This window comes from Paenibacillus sp. FSL L8-0708, from assembly GCF_038009325.1.
Classification (GTDB): Bacteria; Bacillota; Bacilli; order Paenibacillales; family Paenibacillaceae; genus Paenibacillus_AQ; species Paenibacillus_AQ odorifer.
Map to the genome: position 1 here is coordinate 5,550,894 of NZ_JBBPBC010000001.1, position 17,880 is coordinate 5,568,773.

Annotated in this window: 16 protein-coding genes; 5 read left to right on the top strand and 11 right to left on the bottom strand. The window is 42.5% G+C overall.

Annotated features, from left to right (window positions below; genetic code table 11):
* Nucleotides 1-192: 192 nt before the first annotated feature.
* Nucleotides 193-786: a hypothetical protein gene (locus tag NYE58_RS26460; RefSeq protein WP_076130242.1), complete on the top strand. Its 594-nt coding sequence runs from the start codon at nucleotides 193-195 to the stop codon at nucleotides 784-786.
* A 67-nt stretch (nucleotides 787-853) separates the two neighbouring features.
* Here the strand turns inward: NYE58_RS26460 and NYE58_RS26465 are convergent, their stop codons facing one another.
* The 4 genes from NYE58_RS26465 to NYE58_RS26480 all read right to left on the bottom strand — a co-directional run bounded on the left by NYE58_RS26465 (nucleotide 854) and on the right by NYE58_RS26480 (nucleotide 3,605).
* On the bottom strand, nucleotides 854-1,426 hold the full coding sequence (locus NYE58_RS26465; RefSeq protein WP_341003423.1) for a type 1 glutamine amidotransferase family protein: 573 nt from the start codon (nucleotides 1,424-1,426) through the stop codon (nucleotides 854-856).
* Nucleotides 1,423-2,541, bottom strand: coding sequence for a DNA alkylation repair protein (locus NYE58_RS26470; protein ID WP_341003424.1), 1,119 nt, complete (start codon nucleotides 2,539-2,541; stop codon nucleotides 1,423-1,425). Before NYE58_RS26470 ends, NYE58_RS26465 begins: the two co-directional genes overlap by 4 nt.
* Before the next feature lie 97 nt (nucleotides 2,542-2,638).
* Entirely contained in the window at nucleotides 2,639-3,172 is a 534-nt protein-coding gene (locus tag NYE58_RS26475) for a hypothetical protein (protein WP_076281365.1), read from the bottom strand.
* Between the two features lie 118 nt (nucleotides 3,173-3,290).
* Complete coding sequence (locus NYE58_RS26480) at nucleotides 3,291-3,605, bottom strand: hypothetical protein (protein WP_341003425.1); 315 nt, start codon at nucleotides 3,603-3,605, stop codon at nucleotides 3,291-3,293.
* A gap of 205 nt (nucleotides 3,606-3,810) precedes the next feature.
* Between NYE58_RS26480 and NYE58_RS26485 the strand changes: the two genes are divergently transcribed.
* Nucleotides 3,811-4,020, top strand: coding sequence for a hypothetical protein (locus tag NYE58_RS26485; RefSeq protein ID WP_036683023.1), 210 nt, complete (start codon nucleotides 3,811-3,813; stop codon nucleotides 4,018-4,020).
* A gap of 77 nt (nucleotides 4,021-4,097) precedes the next feature.
* On the opposite strand, the gene NYE58_RS26490 is transcribed toward NYE58_RS26485, so the two are convergent.
* The 3 genes from NYE58_RS26490 to NYE58_RS26500 are packed head-to-tail and all read right to left on the bottom strand — an operon-like array spanning nucleotide 4,098 to nucleotide 7,025.
* Complete coding sequence (locus NYE58_RS26490) at nucleotides 4,098-5,111, bottom strand: Gfo/Idh/MocA family protein (protein ID WP_341003427.1); 1,014 nt, start codon at nucleotides 5,109-5,111, stop codon at nucleotides 4,098-4,100.
* A 31-nt stretch (nucleotides 5,112-5,142) separates the two neighbouring features.
* Nucleotides 5,143-6,156 (bottom strand): Gfo/Idh/MocA family protein, encoded by a 1,014-nt coding sequence (locus tag NYE58_RS26495; protein ID WP_341003428.1) that lies wholly within the window; start codon nucleotides 6,154-6,156, stop codon nucleotides 5,143-5,145.
* A gap of 20 nt (nucleotides 6,157-6,176) precedes the next feature.
* Entirely contained in the window at nucleotides 6,177-7,025 is an 849-nt protein-coding gene (locus NYE58_RS26500) for a sugar phosphate isomerase/epimerase family protein (RefSeq protein WP_076217950.1), read from the bottom strand.
* A 182-nt stretch (nucleotides 7,026-7,207) separates the two neighbouring features.
* Between NYE58_RS26500 and NYE58_RS26505 the strand changes: the two genes are divergently transcribed.
* The gene (locus tag NYE58_RS26505; RefSeq protein ID WP_076281361.1) at nucleotides 7,208-8,113 is read left to right on the top strand and encodes an AraC family transcriptional regulator; all 906 of its coding nucleotides are present in this window, start codon (nucleotides 7,208-7,210) and stop codon (nucleotides 8,111-8,113) included.
* A gap of 492 nt (nucleotides 8,114-8,605) precedes the next feature.
* Here NYE58_RS26505 and gnpA read toward each other — a convergent pair whose 3' ends face one another.
* The 4 genes from gnpA to NYE58_RS26525 form a co-directional block, all read right to left on the bottom strand.
* The gene (gnpA, locus tag NYE58_RS26510) at nucleotides 8,606-10,759 is read right to left on the bottom strand and encodes a 1,3-beta-galactosyl-N-acetylhexosamine phosphorylase (protein ID WP_341003429.1); all 2,154 of its coding nucleotides are present in this window, start codon (nucleotides 10,757-10,759) and stop codon (nucleotides 8,606-8,608) included.
* 26 nt (nucleotides 10,760-10,785) lie between these two features.
* Nucleotides 10,786-11,640, bottom strand: coding sequence for a carbohydrate ABC transporter permease (locus tag NYE58_RS26515; RefSeq protein ID WP_312150139.1), 855 nt, complete (start codon nucleotides 11,638-11,640; stop codon nucleotides 10,786-10,788).
* 9 nt (nucleotides 11,641-11,649) lie between these two features.
* Entirely contained in the window at nucleotides 11,650-12,591 is a 942-nt protein-coding gene (locus tag NYE58_RS26520) for a carbohydrate ABC transporter permease (protein WP_341003430.1), read from the bottom strand.
* 90 nt (nucleotides 12,592-12,681) lie between these two features.
* Nucleotides 12,682-14,157 carry a carbohydrate ABC transporter substrate-binding protein gene (locus NYE58_RS26525; RefSeq protein ID WP_076302696.1) on the bottom strand — a complete coding sequence of 492 codons (1,476 nt, stop codon included), beginning with the start codon at nucleotides 14,155-14,157 and terminating at the stop codon, nucleotides 12,682-12,684.
* Between the two features lie 347 nt (nucleotides 14,158-14,504).
* Here NYE58_RS26525 and NYE58_RS26530 point away from each other — a divergent pair, with 347 nt between their 5' ends.
* Nucleotides 14,505-16,244 carry a cache domain-containing sensor histidine kinase gene (locus NYE58_RS26530; protein WP_076130231.1) on the top strand — a complete coding sequence of 580 codons (1,740 nt, stop codon included), beginning with the start codon at nucleotides 14,505-14,507 and terminating at the stop codon, nucleotides 16,242-16,244.
* Nucleotides 16,245-16,248: 4 nt separating this feature from the next.
* Nucleotides 16,249-17,865 (top strand): response regulator transcription factor, encoded by a 1,617-nt coding sequence (locus NYE58_RS26535; protein ID WP_341003431.1) that lies wholly within the window; start codon nucleotides 16,249-16,251, stop codon nucleotides 17,863-17,865.
* Nucleotides 17,866-17,880 lie beyond the last annotated feature (15 nt).

Consider the following 17,880-nt stretch of genomic DNA (forward strand, 5'->3'; position numbering starts at 1 on the left):
CTACTGCCTGTACTTATTGTAATCCATATTGCTCGTGAATTCATCGGATAAATCACATTTTTCAGGTCATACTATACGCCAGAGATGTCCAGGCCTATATTACCATTTGTAGATTGATTGGTAAATTACTAACTAATCACTCTATAGTAAGCTCGAAGGATATCAGTACAATTACTTAAGGAGGTTATACAGATGAGAAAGATAGCAAGTGTTGCTGCGGTATTTGCTTTTGTGTTAATGGTCGGATGTGGAAATGCAACAAACAATGCCAATAATGCTACTGCAACAAGCACTCCTGAGAACACGAATAATGCGGGAACCACTAATAATACAGGCACCGCTAATAATCAAAATAACACCACAGATGCTGTAACCTCAGCTTCCGTAGTAGATAATGAAGAAGCCTTCAAACGCGCCATCAGTCCAGAAGGAACCTGGATTGCTGCTACACTTAAAGACTTAACCTTCACCGAAGATCTCGTGGTGGATGGAGAATTCATGAATAAAGAGGAACCCGCCAGAAAAATTGCTCTATACACACAAGATGCGGATCACAACATCACCAACTCCTTTAAACTGACTGCTCCAAAATTGACCATCAAGAGTAAAAACGCCCGCATCCAAGGCGGAACCTTTATTGGAGATGTATACGTAGAAGCGGATGGTTTTACCCTGGTGAACGCAACCGTTGAAGGCAATGTCTACTTCGCAAACGATCAATATAAATCCACCTTTAATTCATCCGATCAAGGAAAAGTAACTGGTGTTACAGAAGTGAAAAAATAAGCTTCAACCCCAAAAAGGTGATCTGAAGTCGTTAAGACTTGAGACCACCTTTTTTTTATATACACCCTTATTCTTGATAAAAACCATCTTTGAAAAATTTGTACCATCCCTCGACGGCTTCGATTGGGAAACCCTCTAACTTCTTCATAACTTCCCTTGCAAATTCTAAAGAAGCTGTGCCATTAGCAGTAATAATATATTCACTCGAAACTGCCTGTTTTTCTATATAATTTGCTTCTCCTTTATAATTAGGAGCATTTTGTTTTAAATAATCCAATGAATTTCCGGTATGCGGTATGTTGTCTAAATAGCCATGTTCAGCCAAAAAAGTTGTAGCGTCACATATTGCGGCTATAGGTACACTTTCCTGTAAACATTTTTCAATCACTGGAGTAATAGCTGAATTATCTTTCCAGCCTGTGCCCCCGATTAAAATCAACATTTCATACTGAGCAGGTAAACTGTCTAAAGTATAGTCAGGTACAACAGTAAATCCACCCATAGATTTGACATTGTCGCTAGTTAAAGCAACTGTGCTTACTTTATATTCACTTTCCGGCTTATTTAGTTCGGCACTAATATATCCGCTTTCCCAATCAGCATAGCCATTGGATAGAAACATCAAAACTTCTTTTTTCATATATTAGCACCCCCTTTAAGTTCTAACCCCACTTCCGCCACTTCTCGCCCATTTACCAGCAGCACAATCCGGTGCTCTCCTGGATAATGACGCCGAGTTGTTAAATCAGCCCAACGATGTGTCCGTTTACCTGACAGAATTGTACCTCCAGGTACGGTCTTATCCGATAACAAAAAAGATTTACGGGAGGTTCGACCTGCCGCTTTCACGAAATAGATTCCGTATTCAATCCGAATCCGTGCCGGAGCTCCCTCACAAACTTGAAGCTTATACTGCAATTCAGAGCTTTCGCCAATGGCCAGGATAGAAGGTTCCAGTAGAATTGAAGCACTCGTTATAAGTGGAGCAGCTTCGTCTGTCTGCTCTGCGTATCCGAATAAAGCCATAATCTCTGGCTCAGCTTTACGAATCAAAGAACGGCAGCCGTGCCGCACAATCCAGTCTGTATCGGGATGTGTTCCTTTCCAGCGCCGAGCGGTATCGAGCACCACTTCCGGATGATCCTTCGCAATATCATTCAAATGATTAGCGACACTTTTACGCACATACAGGGATGTATCCGCCTTAAGCTGCTCAAGTACAGGTAATACCGGCGCCGGGTCAAGCTTGAACATGGGAAGCGCCTGTCCCCAAGGCAGACGAGGCCGACAGCCCTCACTAGCCAGCCTACGTACATGCTCATCAGGGTGCTTCGCCCATACCTGCATTTGAGCCATCATCCGCTCTGGTTCCCGCAAAAGAAACGGCCTAACTGCAAATTCAGCCGATGATTTCGCTGTGAATCTTTCCAGCGCCTGCATAGACAATTCCCAATGATCGTCTTCCTGGCCATATACCTCAACAAAATCCGGAAAAATCAAATAAGGAAATCCTACACAATCATTAGCAATGGCGAATAGGATAGCCAGCGCTTCCTCATAAGGAAGCTGTAAGTGGCTGCCCAACGTCTCGGTGATCCGCCGCATTCTCGCCTTCAGCTCAAGCGTTTCCCACGGTTCAGTCATGGCTGAGCTTACAAATGCCTCAGTCTCGAAGACATTATGTACGCCACGAATCTTTTCGCCGAACTCACGCAGAAATTGTTCATTGTACATTGCTTTTAAAGGTTCAGCCATTCGATAATCCCTCATTTTCTTTTTTAAATCAGCAGACTTGATTCTGTCATGAAATCGTAGCACACCCAATTTGACAACAGTATGTCAACTTTGGCAGCTAAGAATTAATAAGTACCTTCACCTCTTCAATCCCTTGTTGGGCTCGACTGTTTAACGCGCGCTTATCTTTAAGGTTATGTTCTTTAAGTTCGTGTCCAGGATCAATGACCAGCGGCTGTGAGATTACATCCTCGAGAATTTGTACAGCAACCTTACAGCCTTGAAATAACAGTTCTTTTGTGATCACTTGGTTATGAGAACGAATGATTTCAAGCATTTTTTCCGCATAAATCAGTCTAACCAAACTATCAGCGCTCATAATATTCCGCGAAGCAAAAGAAGCCACTTTTTCCACAATCCAGCTATCCTGATAATTCCGCGAGATGGATTCCAGTATCGTAATCGCATCCCAGTCCCGTATCGACAACTGCTTGACGTGCTCCGTAGCCCATTCCTGCAGCCATTCCAGCTCCACTTCTCTTGGAATTTCAAAACTCTTGTACTCCTTAAGTACTCCTGCTTTATGCATATTTAAAAAATGACCCAAAAACTGAATGTACAGCTCCTTGGCTCTTTGTGTCGGTTCTGTCATCTGGCAATCATCCTTTCATTATCCAAATCATATCCATTCCCCGGTTTCTTTTCAAATTAAAAATAAAAAAGGACAGGTAGCGAAATCATCGCAATACCTGCCCTTTAGTAACTTCGGGTTATGGTAAATAGTTTGCTTCAACCGGAGGGTTTTTCTCCACTATTTTCAGTTCTAGTCCTCCGAATCTCTTCGCCAGCTTGTTATATACCAGCGCTACCAGCATACCCACCAACCCATAAATGAGTATCAAAATAACCGGCATAATCAAATAAGGGATACCCATAACAACAATAAACGTCTCTTTAATGATAAGCCCGACCACCACCATCCCTAAACCTACTATAAACAATAGCAGTGTAGGAATGATCATAAAATAGATAGTTGTTTTAAAAAAACTCTTTTTGTTAATTTCCAGCACTTCATAGTCTTTCATTATGTAATCCCCTTAATTTATTTAGAGTGGTAAAATTACCCTCTTCGTTTCATTAAAGACGATCTTAAATACAATTTCAACCAAATTTCTCATATTTTCGACTTTTACCAAAGAATTCTTCCTAAAACTCAACGATAAATCATGGTAAAATAACTCCTATGGTTTAATATATCATCATGTACAAGATGTCACCGGAGGGAATAACATGCCACAAACATTAGTGAAAAATATTGATTTTTTTATAGCTGCCTTATCCCAAACCTATATTTCTGCGCTACAGCTTGATCCTGATGGAATGTATTCAGAGGTTGCTTCAGGAATTGTTGAACTGTTCTCTGACGAACAAGTACGGCTGAGAAGATATGACGGATCAGTATCCCATTATGCAAGAGACAACACCAAATTTCAGCGATGACAAAAGGACGTGAACTGGAAAAAGGTCATTGTGAATGATCCTCTTCCAGCTCACGTCCTTATTCACTCTACACACAACTAATCTAGCACAATCCATTCGCCTTCAGCATCCGCTGACTTCATTTCTGCTTCCACGATTCTTAGAGACTCCGCTGTACTCTCTGGCGTACAAATAATGATAGGCTTATCCTGGATAATAACATCCAGAAAATATACAAGCTCTCTATAGTAGCCAACATCCGGTGAAAGTTCCGCTAAATAGCCTGCCCCGGCATTCGGATTGACCTTGACCTCGCTGCCATCAAACACTATATTTCCACGTTCAAAATTAACCCGGTACCCCATGTAAAAACCAAAATCACCTTCCAGCGTCCAATCCACCTGAGCATTAATTACTTTTGCATCCTTATAAAAATAGTGAGTCGATGCGATATCATATCCGCTACCCGGAAGGACATTACGTCCTAAGGATGATACTTTATCCGGTCTGCCGAACAGATAGTTAATCATATCCGTATCGTGAATATGCATATCCATAATGCCTCCACCGCTTAGTGTCTCATCAAGAAACCAATCCTTAGGAGCACCAGATCCCCTGTAAAAATACCCTTCCGTGACCTGACCGAACTGCCCGCTCTCTATCACTTCTTTTAAATATTCATACCCCGGCCAAAAACGGAGACAATGTCCGATCATCAGTTTTTTCCCACAGCGGGCTGCCGTTTCCACCATTTCCAGCGCTTGTACGGAAGTTCTGGCCATCGGTTTCTCACAAAAAACATGATATCCACGCTCCAGCAGCGAACAAGTCATTTCCGCATGCAGATAAGTAGGAACCGCAATGTCAATCATATCCAGTTCCTCACTGGCTATCATTTTCTCCAGATCATCGTATAGATTGTAAGCTGACAAATCATAGACTTCCTGGGCAGTGCTCATATTCCCGGCTGCTTTTCCATCCTTTAATTCTTCAATTCGCAAATCACAGATGGCTTTAAGGGCAATGGGCTGCCCCTCTTCCGTTAAGCGCACATAATTATCAAAATGCATCCGGCCCATAAATCCAAAGCCGATCAAGCCTATTTTCAACATCGTGAAGTCTCCTTTACTAAAAGTATGGTACTTAACGTATCCGTATCCAGGCCCCTTCCTGATCAGCCGATTGGATTTCAGCCTCAATGATTTCTATGGACTGGGCAGCACTTTCGGGCATACATAGGGTCACTGGCTCATCGTTCTGGATGATTTTCAAGAAATATACCAACTCTCTGTAATATCCGGTATGCGAAGAAAGCTTCGCAATGAACCCCGGTTGACGATTAGGATTTACCTTAACTTCCGCGCCATCAAAGACTACATTTCCCCGTTCAAAATTAATCCGATAGCCCATGTAAAAACCAAAGTCGCCTTCCAGTGTCCAGTCCGCTTGGGCATTGACCACTTTTCCATCCTGATAAAAATAATGAGTGGAGACGATATCATAGCCACTTCCCGGTAAAACCTTCCGCCCAAGCGTTGATACTTTATCCGGTTTCCCAAACAAGTGATGGATGATGTCCGTATCGTGTACATGCATATCCAGCATACAGCCGCCACTTAGCTCATCATTGACCAACCACCCTTTAGGAGCACCGGAACCCCGGTAAAAATAAGCCTCTGTCACTTCACCGAACTCACCGCTAGCTATAATCCCCTTCAAATATTCATATCCCGGCCAGAAGCGAAGACAATGACCAATCAGTAATTTTTTTCCGCTGCTTTGCGCCGCCGCTACCATCTTCCAAGCTTCTGCGGAATGTCTCGCCATCGGCTTTTCACAGAACACATGATACCCTCGTTCCAGCAGCGAACAAGCCATTTCAGCATGCAAGTACGTAGGTACTGCAAGGCTAATAGCATCTAGTTCTTCTTTTTCGAGCATATGCTCCAAATTCTCATAAAGGCTGTAAGGGGATAAATCATATACCTCGTGGGCCGTGTTCATATTCCCCGCGGATTTAGTATGTTTAAGGACTTTAATCTGCGGGTCACAAATGGCAACCAGAGAAATCGGATGGCCGTCTTCCTGCAATTGAACATACTGATCAAAGTTCATTCGGCCCATAAATCCATAACCCACCAGCCCCACTCTGAGCACAGCCTTCACCTCTCTTAAACTTAGTAACTAGTGCGTCCTAAAATAGCATCCATCGCTGCAGAAGTATTAAAAATGATTTGCTCCGAATAATGCGTATATGGCGGTATCATTTCTCCAGTAACATAATTGCTGTAGCCGATCTCTTGCAGTGCTTCCATAACAGCAGGATAATCCACATCCCCAGCAAGTAGATCAACAAATCCATGAAGTCCTCCGGCTGCCCGGCGGTAATCTTTGAAATGCACCTTCTTGACTCTATGACCTAGAATCCGTATCCACTGCTCTGGATAACCAGAATGAACGATATTCCCTACATCCAGATAGGAACCTACATAATTGGAGCCTACAGCATCTATAAAAGAACGTAATTCGAGCGGAGACAGCAGGAATTTATTCCACACATTTTCAATCCCAATAGAAACACCCGCCATTTTTGCATCTTGAGCCAGTTCACTGATCGCCTTCAAGGCTCGATCATAAGCTTTTTCATAATCGACTATTTCACAGCCCTCAATAAAATCCACACCAACCGCACCAGGAATGACAAGAATCGTATCTACGCCAAGTGTTGCTGCCAGCTCCAATTGTTTTTTACATACATCGATAGCCTTCGTCCGGTTCGCCGCGGATTCACTTGTCATGGCATATGACCAATATAGTCCTGTCGCCAGTCCTGCAATTTCTAACCCCATCTCCTGAATGGAATTTTTGATCTTAATAGCTTCTTTCACAGTGGTTTGCAGGCCAAGTTCACCCGATTCATTCAAAGATAACTCAATTCCGTCGAAACCTGCCGCTTTAGCCAGACGTGCACATTCTTCGATCTCAGTACCTTCGCGAAACGACCAAATGTTTATTCCCTTTTTCATCTGAATCCTCCTCAAATTTGTTATTTTCCGTTTTTTAAGATTCTGCCCTAAATGCGCTTATATCCTTGATTTATTTATATTATAATAGATTGTAAGTTAGATTTATTTAGGTGAACAAGAGATTTGTTGAACGATTCCGGTCTATTTAATAAATCATTTTATACTGTATGGGAGGTTTATTCGTGGCTGAAAAAGAACCCCGTTATCCCCTGAGAAAACAGGTCCCTTCCCGGGAGTGGTCACCTGGCATTCACTACGCACAATTCCAAACTCTCTCACCTTGCCTCTTTCCAAGAAGAAGATTGTATGATTTCGAGCTGCTATACGTTCGCCAGGGGAAATTATCAACAAAGATGGATACGGAGGAATATATCCTGAATTCAGGACAACTGATATTTCTTTCTTCCGGGGTATATCATCAGAATGCGATTGTCTCAGATTCGGAAACCAAACTCATTGGGATCCATTTTGATTTTTTTGGGGAATCGATTATTACAAGCGATGAAGACATGCTGGTCAATGAGGAGGAGGTTATGGACGAGAAGTTTGCCTTGGAAGCTGTGACCGCTCCTTTTATGCCATTGTCACAGGAGCCCATTTATACCCCGCCACCCGAATGTATCCATGCGATGGAACAGCTCGTGCATGAATTTACGATGCGGCCTGCCGGTTATGAATGGGTCTGTCGGGGGTTACTGCTCGGCGTTCTAACCTCGCTGCTCCGAACACAAAGCTCCCGGAATGCAGCTAAATCTTCCGTTCATACCGGGCGGATCAGAGCTTTAATCGATGAGATGGATTCAAAGCTAGCAGACCGCTGGAGCAATAAATCCATGGCTGGTGCCATGAATATGCATGAAGACCATTTCTCCAAGTTATTTCGTGAGGTAGCTGGCATGCCTCCTGGTGAATATCTCCGTTCCATCCGGCATCGAGAAGCACGCAAGCTGCTGCGTGAAACGGATTGGCCGATTGAACAGGTCGGGGATAAGGTTGGTTATCCTGATATCCATTATTTCAGCAGGGTATTTACCGCAAATGAGGGGATTTCTCCGCGGGCTTATCGCAAAATGTCCCGGATACTCTAGATACGGAAAACTCAAAATATCTCAATCCAAGTGAGAAAAACTTGCCAAAAACATTGAGGGGATGGATTCTTCCTTATGATTCAAAAAGGCAAATGCCCCCTTCCCTGAAAAATCGAAGAAGGAGGCGGCGAACGTTCGTGTTTTCTGCGTTAATGCAGTATGCGGGGACGGCTCTAAAACTTATTAGGGAAAAACTCCCTGAAAACAGCCAATATTCGCTCTAAATGAATGAATTCAGGGAATTCCTCCCTAATAATAAGAGGAATAACTATAATTGCTAACGAATCAGCTAAACTTTGGGGAGATTTCCCCTGATTATTAGTCTGATGACCAAATATTCCGGAATTTCAGGGAGAAATTCCCCAATCACTCAAGTGAGGCGGTACAATTCAGGAAAGTAGGAGATAACAGCGCCGGAAGTCTAATTATTCGCCGTAGTTACGGCTGACTCCTAGTGTGTGATCTCAAAATAGGAGAAGGCGAACAAATCTCTTACATAATCATATCCAGCCACACACATTCCATCCCACGCAACTCTATTTCTTGGATCACAGCGTTGTCCATCAGGATCGTTGTCTTTTGGATCTCGGCAGTGTTATTTACGGCACAATATCGACCCGTCTCAGGATACGCGTGACATTCAACATTCGGATTCACTGAGAACCATGAATACAATTGCTTCTCTTGATGTGCAGCCCAAAAGATCGCTCGGCTGAGTAGTCTGGTATTCTGAACACTATAGGGAAGCCCCGCGATATAAACGCCCCGCCCCCGACCAAATGAATTCACGGCAAGATTGCAGCTGCCTTGGTGCACGTCCAATATTTCTGCTCCGGCCTCCGCTTGATAAATCATGGTCATCCCTTCACCATAATTAATCTCACCTTCCAGATCTTCCGTTATGAAATGACCCTGCACAGGCGTTACCTTGGGCTTATTGATGCTTGCTGTAAATCCAATTTCCTTCTGAACACCTAGAATATCCGCTAGTTGAAAAAGAACCCCTTGATGTTCATAAGCTGATGGATCACCAATCCCAATAAAACCGCCCCCTTGCTCCACCCACTCACGAACTGTTGCCACAACTTGCGGATCGCTCCATTGATCTCCACCGCTCCAAGAGGTGTGTACATCACCGGCGTTAATAATCACACCGATACTAGGATCAATCCCACTTAACCTGATGTCATCAAAGCTTATAAACTCAATGTCGAACGGCAAGCCCGCCAATGACTCTAATGCCCCTATGTAGGAGTAACATCTTTGATTCCATAATGAATGAGCCACTTGATGTGTCTGCCAGCTTCGAAGGGAGCCCCAAGTATTCAGAACCGCCACTTTAAAAGGAGCTTTAAAAGGCTGTGTCCCTTCTGCATTGGCATGAATCCCTTTGAACTGCGTCGCAATCTCTGTCACATGATCTATAAAATCCGGAAATTGATGCGCTAGACTTAAATATCCGCCATACCCCATCCTGCCAACTGGTTTGCGCATGAGCGCACGCCGGCATTTGATCCAGATTGGCATGGACTCTCCGACAGGGTCTCCCCCTTCAAAAAAGACATCAGGAAAGAAATAAGGATAGAAACGTGCCTCGGTATCCTTAATAGGTATATCCGCAATCATACGGGTTGTAACGCCATCTCCTGCTGCCCCTACCACTGCGTCGAGCCCGATCTCCGGAAAATATTTTCCATAAGGCTCTGTACCAGCCCAGTGATCCCCAAAAAACATAATCGCTTTCTTCCCGAAATCATGCACCATTTCTACACATTGTTTAGCATAACCTGCGATGAATTTCTGATTGAAGTCCATCCAGTCCAGATATCTTTGGGTCGGGTTCTTAAATGGTGTGTTATATCGCCCCTGATCCACAAAATCTTCTGCAGTCAATCGGTACCCATAAGCTTGTTCGAATTGCTCTAACGCAAGTGGACTTACACAACTCAGATAGCCAAACCAATTCACCTGTTTCTCCTTACCTTCCTTGTTAAAAATCAAATCAAAATTATAAAAGAAGGTCGTAAAACGTACGATATCAGTCTTGGGATGTTTCTTCAGCCAATCCTCCAGCACCTTCAAAACATGCTCTTGAGCCTCGGGATAACGAATATCCAACGGTAAACGATGCTCCTCATCCCAATCATTCGTGATGTGGTTGTACATGGAGACCGGCTCCCATTTCTGGTAGGCCAAGAAACTGACCGTATACTTGTGAAATTGTACCGCCTGTTCAAGTGTGACAATTCCCTCTGCGTAACTCCAACATTCAGAAGGTAATACTTCTCCTGTAGTCCGGTTTACAACCTGCCAATATTTTTTTATATCCACATCTGTGTTAGGAATAAATTGCTCGGCAAAATAATCAGCCATAATATCGATGGTCTTCACCTTTGAAGTTACTATTACTGGAGCAGACATCAGATAAATCTGCTGTCTATATTGCGGATGCTGCTTCGCCCACTCATTGTCCTCACGGACAAGACAAAGCGTTGAATAAATTTGCAGACCCATATCGAGAATGTCCTGCGATAGATTCGTGCCATCACTGTCACGTACGGCATCTACACCCCATCTTTCGACGAGATCGGCTATGACCTCTTCCATCCCTGTTTCACCAGGCAGTGTAAATCTTCCTTTGTCCACGTAACTTCCCTCCATATCTTTGTTGTTCAGCCCTTAATTCCGCCTGCGCTTATTCCTTGGAGCAATTGCTTTTGTCCTATCACATATAAAAGAATCGTTGGAATCAACACTAGGATCAGCGCGGCAAAAAGTGCACTCCAATCAGTAGCATAACGTTGTACCTCAAAAAGATTGGCTAAACCTACTGGCAATGTTTTTTTGCTATCACTTTGAATTAAGACCAATGCCAGCGGATACTCATTCCAAAAGCCCATCGCTGCCAGCATACAGACCGTCACAATGCCCGGTTTAGCAAGCGGCGCAACAATTCTGACGAGCACTCCTGTGTTGCCACAACCGTCAATCTTAGCTGCCTCTTCATAATCTCTAGGGACGGACTTCAGAAATCCACTTAATACAAAGATGGCAAAGGGAAACTGCAGAACAGCATAGATTAAACTGAGCATCCCGCGATTGTCTAACATCCCGAACGAATTCACCTGCAGAAATAAAGGAACCATAATATAGGAGGCTTGCAGAAAAATACAGGCCATATAAAGGTTAAGGATTAGTTTGGAGCCCCAAAACTTAAATCTCGTTAAGACATAAGCCATAGGAACCACAAAAATAACTAAAATCGCCGTGGATAACACCACAAGAAAGATAGAGTTCAGGAAATAACTCCCCATCTTGGATTTCTGAAAAGCACGTACATAGTTATCGAAGTGTAGGGCTTGTGGAAAGGAGAAGGGGTCGGTCAGAAATTCTGTATTGCTTTTAAATGAGGCTAAGAGATTCCATATAAACGGATATAACAAAACAATGGTGGCTACAATCAGAAACAGCCGCGTGATCCAGTTAGCAATATTCATTTTTAGAAGACTCTGTTGATTGCTTGTCATCCTTCTCCCCTACCCTTCTGCTCGATTTGTAAGTAGTCTGGACAGAAAAGAAAGCACAAAGGCGAACACCAGCGTAAATATAGCTATAGCCATGGCATAACCAAAGTTCGCATTCTGGAAGGCCTGCGTGTACATGTAGTGGAGTAAAACAGTAGTTCCACCTGCCGGACCACCACCAGTCATTACAGTTACAACTATAAAACTTAAATTGATCGTACCAGCCAGAGACAACACAAACGTAATGCCAATAATATCTTTTAGCAGAGGGATCGTAATACTGGTAAGCTTCCGGAAATATCCCGCACCATCAATAGTCGCCGATTCAAACACATCCGCAGAAATCCCATCAATCGCAGCGATATACATGACCATATAGTAACCAACCGCTTGCCAGATCAGTGTAACGGCTACACACCACAATGCTGTTCGGCTATCTCCAAGCCAGGGTCTGCTCAGTTGATCTAATCCGATGCTCCCCAGAATATTATTCAAAATGCCCATGTTGGGATGAAACACAAAGGACCAGATAATTCCGACTACCGTCAAAGAGATGATACTAGGAAAGAAAAATACGGTTCGGTAAAATCCTCTTTCCTTCAGCTTCGTCTGCGTTAATAGAAAAGCAAGCACCAGCCCAAAAATCAACGTAATCACTGGCACGACCAGCATCAGTTTAAATGTATTGCTCATAGCTTTGAGGAACATCTCATCTTGAAACATATATTTATAGTTATCCAAAAAGATAAACTTGTTCTCATCACTCATCCCGGTAGCATCCGTAAAAGACATAAAAAATGCCCGAAAGGTTGGAATAATCATAAATACGAGGGTCAACAGGAGCGTTGGAATCGTGCATACCGCTATGAATAGCTTAGGATTTCTGGTTTTCGCTGTCCTAATCTTTGATTTCCTCTGTCTAGGAGCTACTTCTGCCAGCTGCATTTCAGACATCTTTCTCACTCCCCTTCATACAAAATGCATCCCGTTCATAGATAACCTTATCCATTCCTAACAGGATGCATTTGCATGAGATACTATAGATTATTTACTAGCCGCTTTCTCTTTACGAATCTGTGCAAAAGCTTTTTCCACATTATCCATCCATTGATCTGTGGTCATTTGGCCTGTCATCACTGGTGTGACCGTATTCTTGAACATTTCAGTGACTACACTAACCTTGGAACCCTTCGGTAACGATTGCCAGCCCTGTAAAATAGAAATGGAACCATTATAAGCCTCAAACATGTCATAGACACCTTTAGTCAAAAATGGCTTAGAAAGCTCCTTCGCATCGTTAAGCGCATACGCCCCATTCGCTTTTTCCGCAAATAGTTTTACAGATTCATCGGTATACAGGAACTTTAAGAATTCCTTAGCGAGCTCAGGATTTTTGGCCTTAGCAGGGATGGAGAATTGCTCGTAGCTGGAAAGCACATACTTCTGATCGCCTTTATTGAACACAGGTACTGTTGTCATCCCAAATTCAAATCCATTTTCTCTAGGTGAATCCTTCATTTCATTTTCCATCCAGTTCCCGTTTACGATAAACAAAGCTTTACCCATCATCATATCGGTCTGCGACTGTGTATGGTTCAAGGCAACCGTGCCGTCCATCAGATAACCGTCTTTAGAGATTTTATAGAAAATATCCAGTACTTTTTTGATCGTGTCGTTCTTAAATGAACCTTCCTCATAAGCAAAGACTTTATCCAGCGTTTCTTTTCCCCCCGCACTCGCAATGGCCGGGTAGAGAATTTCCTCCAAATAATCCGGATAGATGCCTTGGTAAGTGAATAAAGCCCGCTTCGTTTTGGTTCCATCTGCATTAACTAGGTAGTTCTCCTCTTTGTTCAGCTCATCCCCTAAAGCAAAGAACTCCTCCCAAGTCTCAGGAACACTCCAGCCTTTTTCTGTGAACAGTGTTTTATTGTAAATCAAGCCCATCGGTCCAGCATTAAAAGGTGCGAGGTACGTCTTTCCATCTTGATAGGGCTGAAATCTTGTACTGTCCAGCATCCCCGGTAGAATCATATCCTTAAGCGTCTCCTCTTTATCAAGCGCTTTGCTTTCAAATACATCGCTGATATCTAGCAGTCCTTTTTCTTTAATCAGTGAAAGCACGATGCCACTTTGCTCTGTATCTGTAACGGATAGGAAGTCGGGAGGATTACCCGCAACAATCTGCGGCCGGATTACTTCACCAACTTTAGGATTAATCGTCATGTTCACTTTCACACCTGGATAAGCACTTTCGAATTTGCTGACAATTTCATTCCAATAATCCGCACCATATCCCCCTTGGAATACAGCAATGCTAAGTTCCTTGTTATCAAAATCTTTAGCAGGTTCTTCTTTAGTCTTCCCGGCGTTCGTTGTACTTGTAGCTTGCGCGGTGCCCGCAGCTTTCGTTGAATCAGATTCATTCGAGGCAGCAGGTTTATTATTGCTGTTCCCACAGCCGAGCAACCCCACACCTAGCAGCATTACTGCTAATAATGTACTCATAGTCTTTTTCATAAACGCCCTCCTTAAGATATTCTTGTAAACGCTTTTTTAATAATCTAAGTATAGAAGGATTTACGCTATATTTACATTTACAATACAAACCTACCTATGTATTATCTTATCCATCTTCCAATGCGAGCTCGTACAAGCTTATTCATCAGGGTCACATAACCTGTAAACTTAGCCGTTAACGGAATGGATAATATTATCCATTCCATAGATTATTCTCACTTTTCGCCGCTGCATATATATTCCATAGTTCTTTTTATGTTAACTTGTAAGTAAAAGATAGTGAATGGGAGGTCATCCACCTGAGTCGACGCAAAGCGAAGCTGCATTTTCCTAATCCTCCGCAAATCATGCGCAAGGTTAAAATTCAAAATCGCTTAACCGTCATTTTCTTAATCGTATCCGTGATCCCAATCATCTTTATAGGTTTCTACTCCTACACCATTTACTCCAAATCTATTAACAATAAATTAAGTAAATCCACATTTCAGGCTTTAACGCTGCTTAATCGAACGATGTTAAGTGAACTTAACAACTATCAATATCTTGCAGGCTCTGTTTCTACCAATAGTATTATTCAGGAGCGTTTATCGGCAGCACCAAATGAACCCGCTCCTAGCAATGCTGCCATTAATCATGCCATGGACAATTTATATAGAACCATCTACCCCGGATATGTCCAGAACGTTCGGGTCATCGACGCCAAGAACCAACCTATTTATGAATTAGGCTACGATGGCATCCCCAATCCTAAGTATGAAGAAATTATGAAACAAGTAGAGCTCAATGCCCCTTATGACAGTCTTAACTACGCAAAAAGCTATCGCGCTTACAATACCATTGTCCTGGGCCGGAAAATTTTTGATCAAGATGACATTGGCGTTCCCTTAGGTCATGTGTTTGTTTTTATTGGTGGGGAGTTATTTTCAAAAGTCATTCTTTCCAGTGTGGATTTAGGTACAGGTTCCAGTCTCCTTATTATGAATAGGGAGGGAAAAGTAATGTCCTCGAATCAAAAGGATACTCCGCTAGGAGAACCCTATTATAAAGATGAGCTTTTTAAGCAAATCAAGACACAAGAGGCAAAGAAAAACCATTCCTTCCAAGGCATGGTCAATGGCAAAATGCAGCAAATCTCCTATATTAACAATAATCAATTAGGCTGGTACATGATTTCTACCGTGCCCTTCTCTTATATCAATTCAGAGACAAGTAAAATCACCACTGGACTACTTATTGTTGTCAGCATCATTGTAGTCGTGTGTATTCTAATTATTATCGTATTGTATAAAAGCATCCTGAAACCAATCAAACAAATCATCGTCTTCTGCAATCAAATTTTTTATGGTGATCTATCGAGCCGGATCGAAGATCACAGCAACGATGAAATGGGCGTGTTGGCCAATAGAATTAACAGCATGGTCAGTAGAATGGAACAGCTGATGAAGGATCAAAAGAAAGATCTGAAAAGAAGACGTTCGCTCGAATTGCAAATGCTGCAATCGCAGATTAATCCTCACTTTCTTTTTAATACACTTAACTCCTTACGATGGCTGGCGATGATTAACCAGGTTCCCGTCCTTAGCGACGGCATCTCCTCACTAGCTGAATTGCTGCGTAGTACCATTATCGATCAAGATGAGCAAATCACCATCAAGCAGGAGCTGAACAATCTGGATCATTATTTTGCCATTCAAAAAATACGTTATGCCGACAGGTTTGACATTGAATATGACTTGGATGAGTCTTTATTACAGAGCATGATCCCCAAGCTCATCCTGCAGCCGATCGCAGAGAACGCGATTCTTCATGGAGTTACAGATATAGGAGGAAAAGTTCTAATCCAAATTAAGGTATACGCAAAAAATGAATACACCCTTATTATTGAGATCATCGATAACGGAAAAGGGTTTGACACCACCAAATCTGAAAAAGCTGACAATCTGTCGGGTATCGGAATTTCAAATGTGGCCGATCGCATTAAACTTCAATACGGTGAGAGTTACGGGCTGTTCATCACAAGTTCAATGGGTCATGGAACCTGCTGCCGCCTAATTATCCCTAAACAAACATACGAACTTAAGGGGTGATACTATGTATCCTATGTATAATGTAATGCTAGTGGATGACGAACCTATTGTTAAAGTCGCGCTCAGAACCATGATTCCATGGGAAGAGCTTGGATACATGATCTGTGCTACTGCCTCTGACGGAGTTGAAGCCTTAACACTTGTAGACAAGTTTAATCCCCATATCATCATTACAGATCTCAAAATGCCTAATATGGATGGTCTGCAGCTGATAAAAGAACTGAATAACAGAGGGTTTGCAGGAAAAATTCTGGTGGCGAGCAACCACGGGGAGTATGAGTTAGTTCGTGAAGCCTTAGTGCTTGGGGCTATAGATTATATGCTGAAGATTAGTATGAAAACGGGGGATTTGATCCATTTGCTCGAGAAATCTACGAAGCTAATTCAAGAGCAGCTTCAATCTAGGCAGCAGCAGGAGACCCAAACACAGTTATTACAGCACAATTTAAAAAGCGTGAAAAATGCGCTGCTAAAAGATTATTTCACCGATCCTTATTACGATGTGCAGCAGCTTGATCAGCATGATGCTATAAGTTTCGCTTTCAGCGAAAGCAGCTGTTATTTATTCTACGTGACTTTTGAGCAGAATAACGCCACCCAAAACGAAAGACAAAATCACATCTCCGTATCCTTTATTGAAAACATTATCTTGGATATCTTGGAGACCGTAGATCAGTTAGAAATTATTCAGCTAGAATCTAATGGGCTGCTGCTTCTAATCTCCTGTGATACCTTAGACGATCATCAAATTATCCGCACAGACTTTATCCAGAGGGTCATTCGGTTAATCAAAATGTATATTTCTATCACCCCTACTATTGTTTTTTCTGATCCTGTACGGGGATATGCTGAAGCAAAACGAACTCTAGAGCGATGTAAAGAATCCTTGCAAATCCAATTTTACAACGAAATAACGATTATAGATCCAAAGGATGTCCATTTAAAGGATACGCTGGACTTCGAGGATGTACATGATTTCTCGACGCAATTAATTCAGAACTGGAAGCTTTCAGGGGTTGAAGCCGTTAATCAAGCAACTCAGCAATTTCTCGACACCTGTAAATCCAAGCAAATTAATCCTGCTGAAACCAAAAAGTTCATCGTAAATTGTCTGCATTATCTTCCCTTATGCGATGCTCATCTCATTGTCGAGGATCCGAAGCTTTTGAAGACCTATATAGAAAATATCGCCAGCAGTAAACGTACCACTGACGTTCTATCTATAATGGAGCTTGTGTTCCAACTATTCTCCCATCAAAAGCAACAGATCGTAACTACACACAATAGAGATGTTAAACAAGCGATTGACTATATCAACACACATTATCAGAAGAAGCTCACCTTATCTCTGATTGCCAAGCATGTCAACTTAAGTGAGAACTATCTGTCCAGAATCTTCAAAGAAGAAGTGGGGCAAAGCATCATTCACTACATTAATACTGTGAAAATGGAAAAAGCCGCAGATTTAATACTTAAAGGGAATCCATACATTAAAGAAATTTCCACGCAAATCGGTATACACGATCAATTTTATTTCACCCGGTTATTCAAAAAACACTTTGGTGTTAATCCTAGTGAATATAAGAATCACGTTCAGGCCACGCTTGGGTCAGGAAATTAAGTCCATTCCAACTCT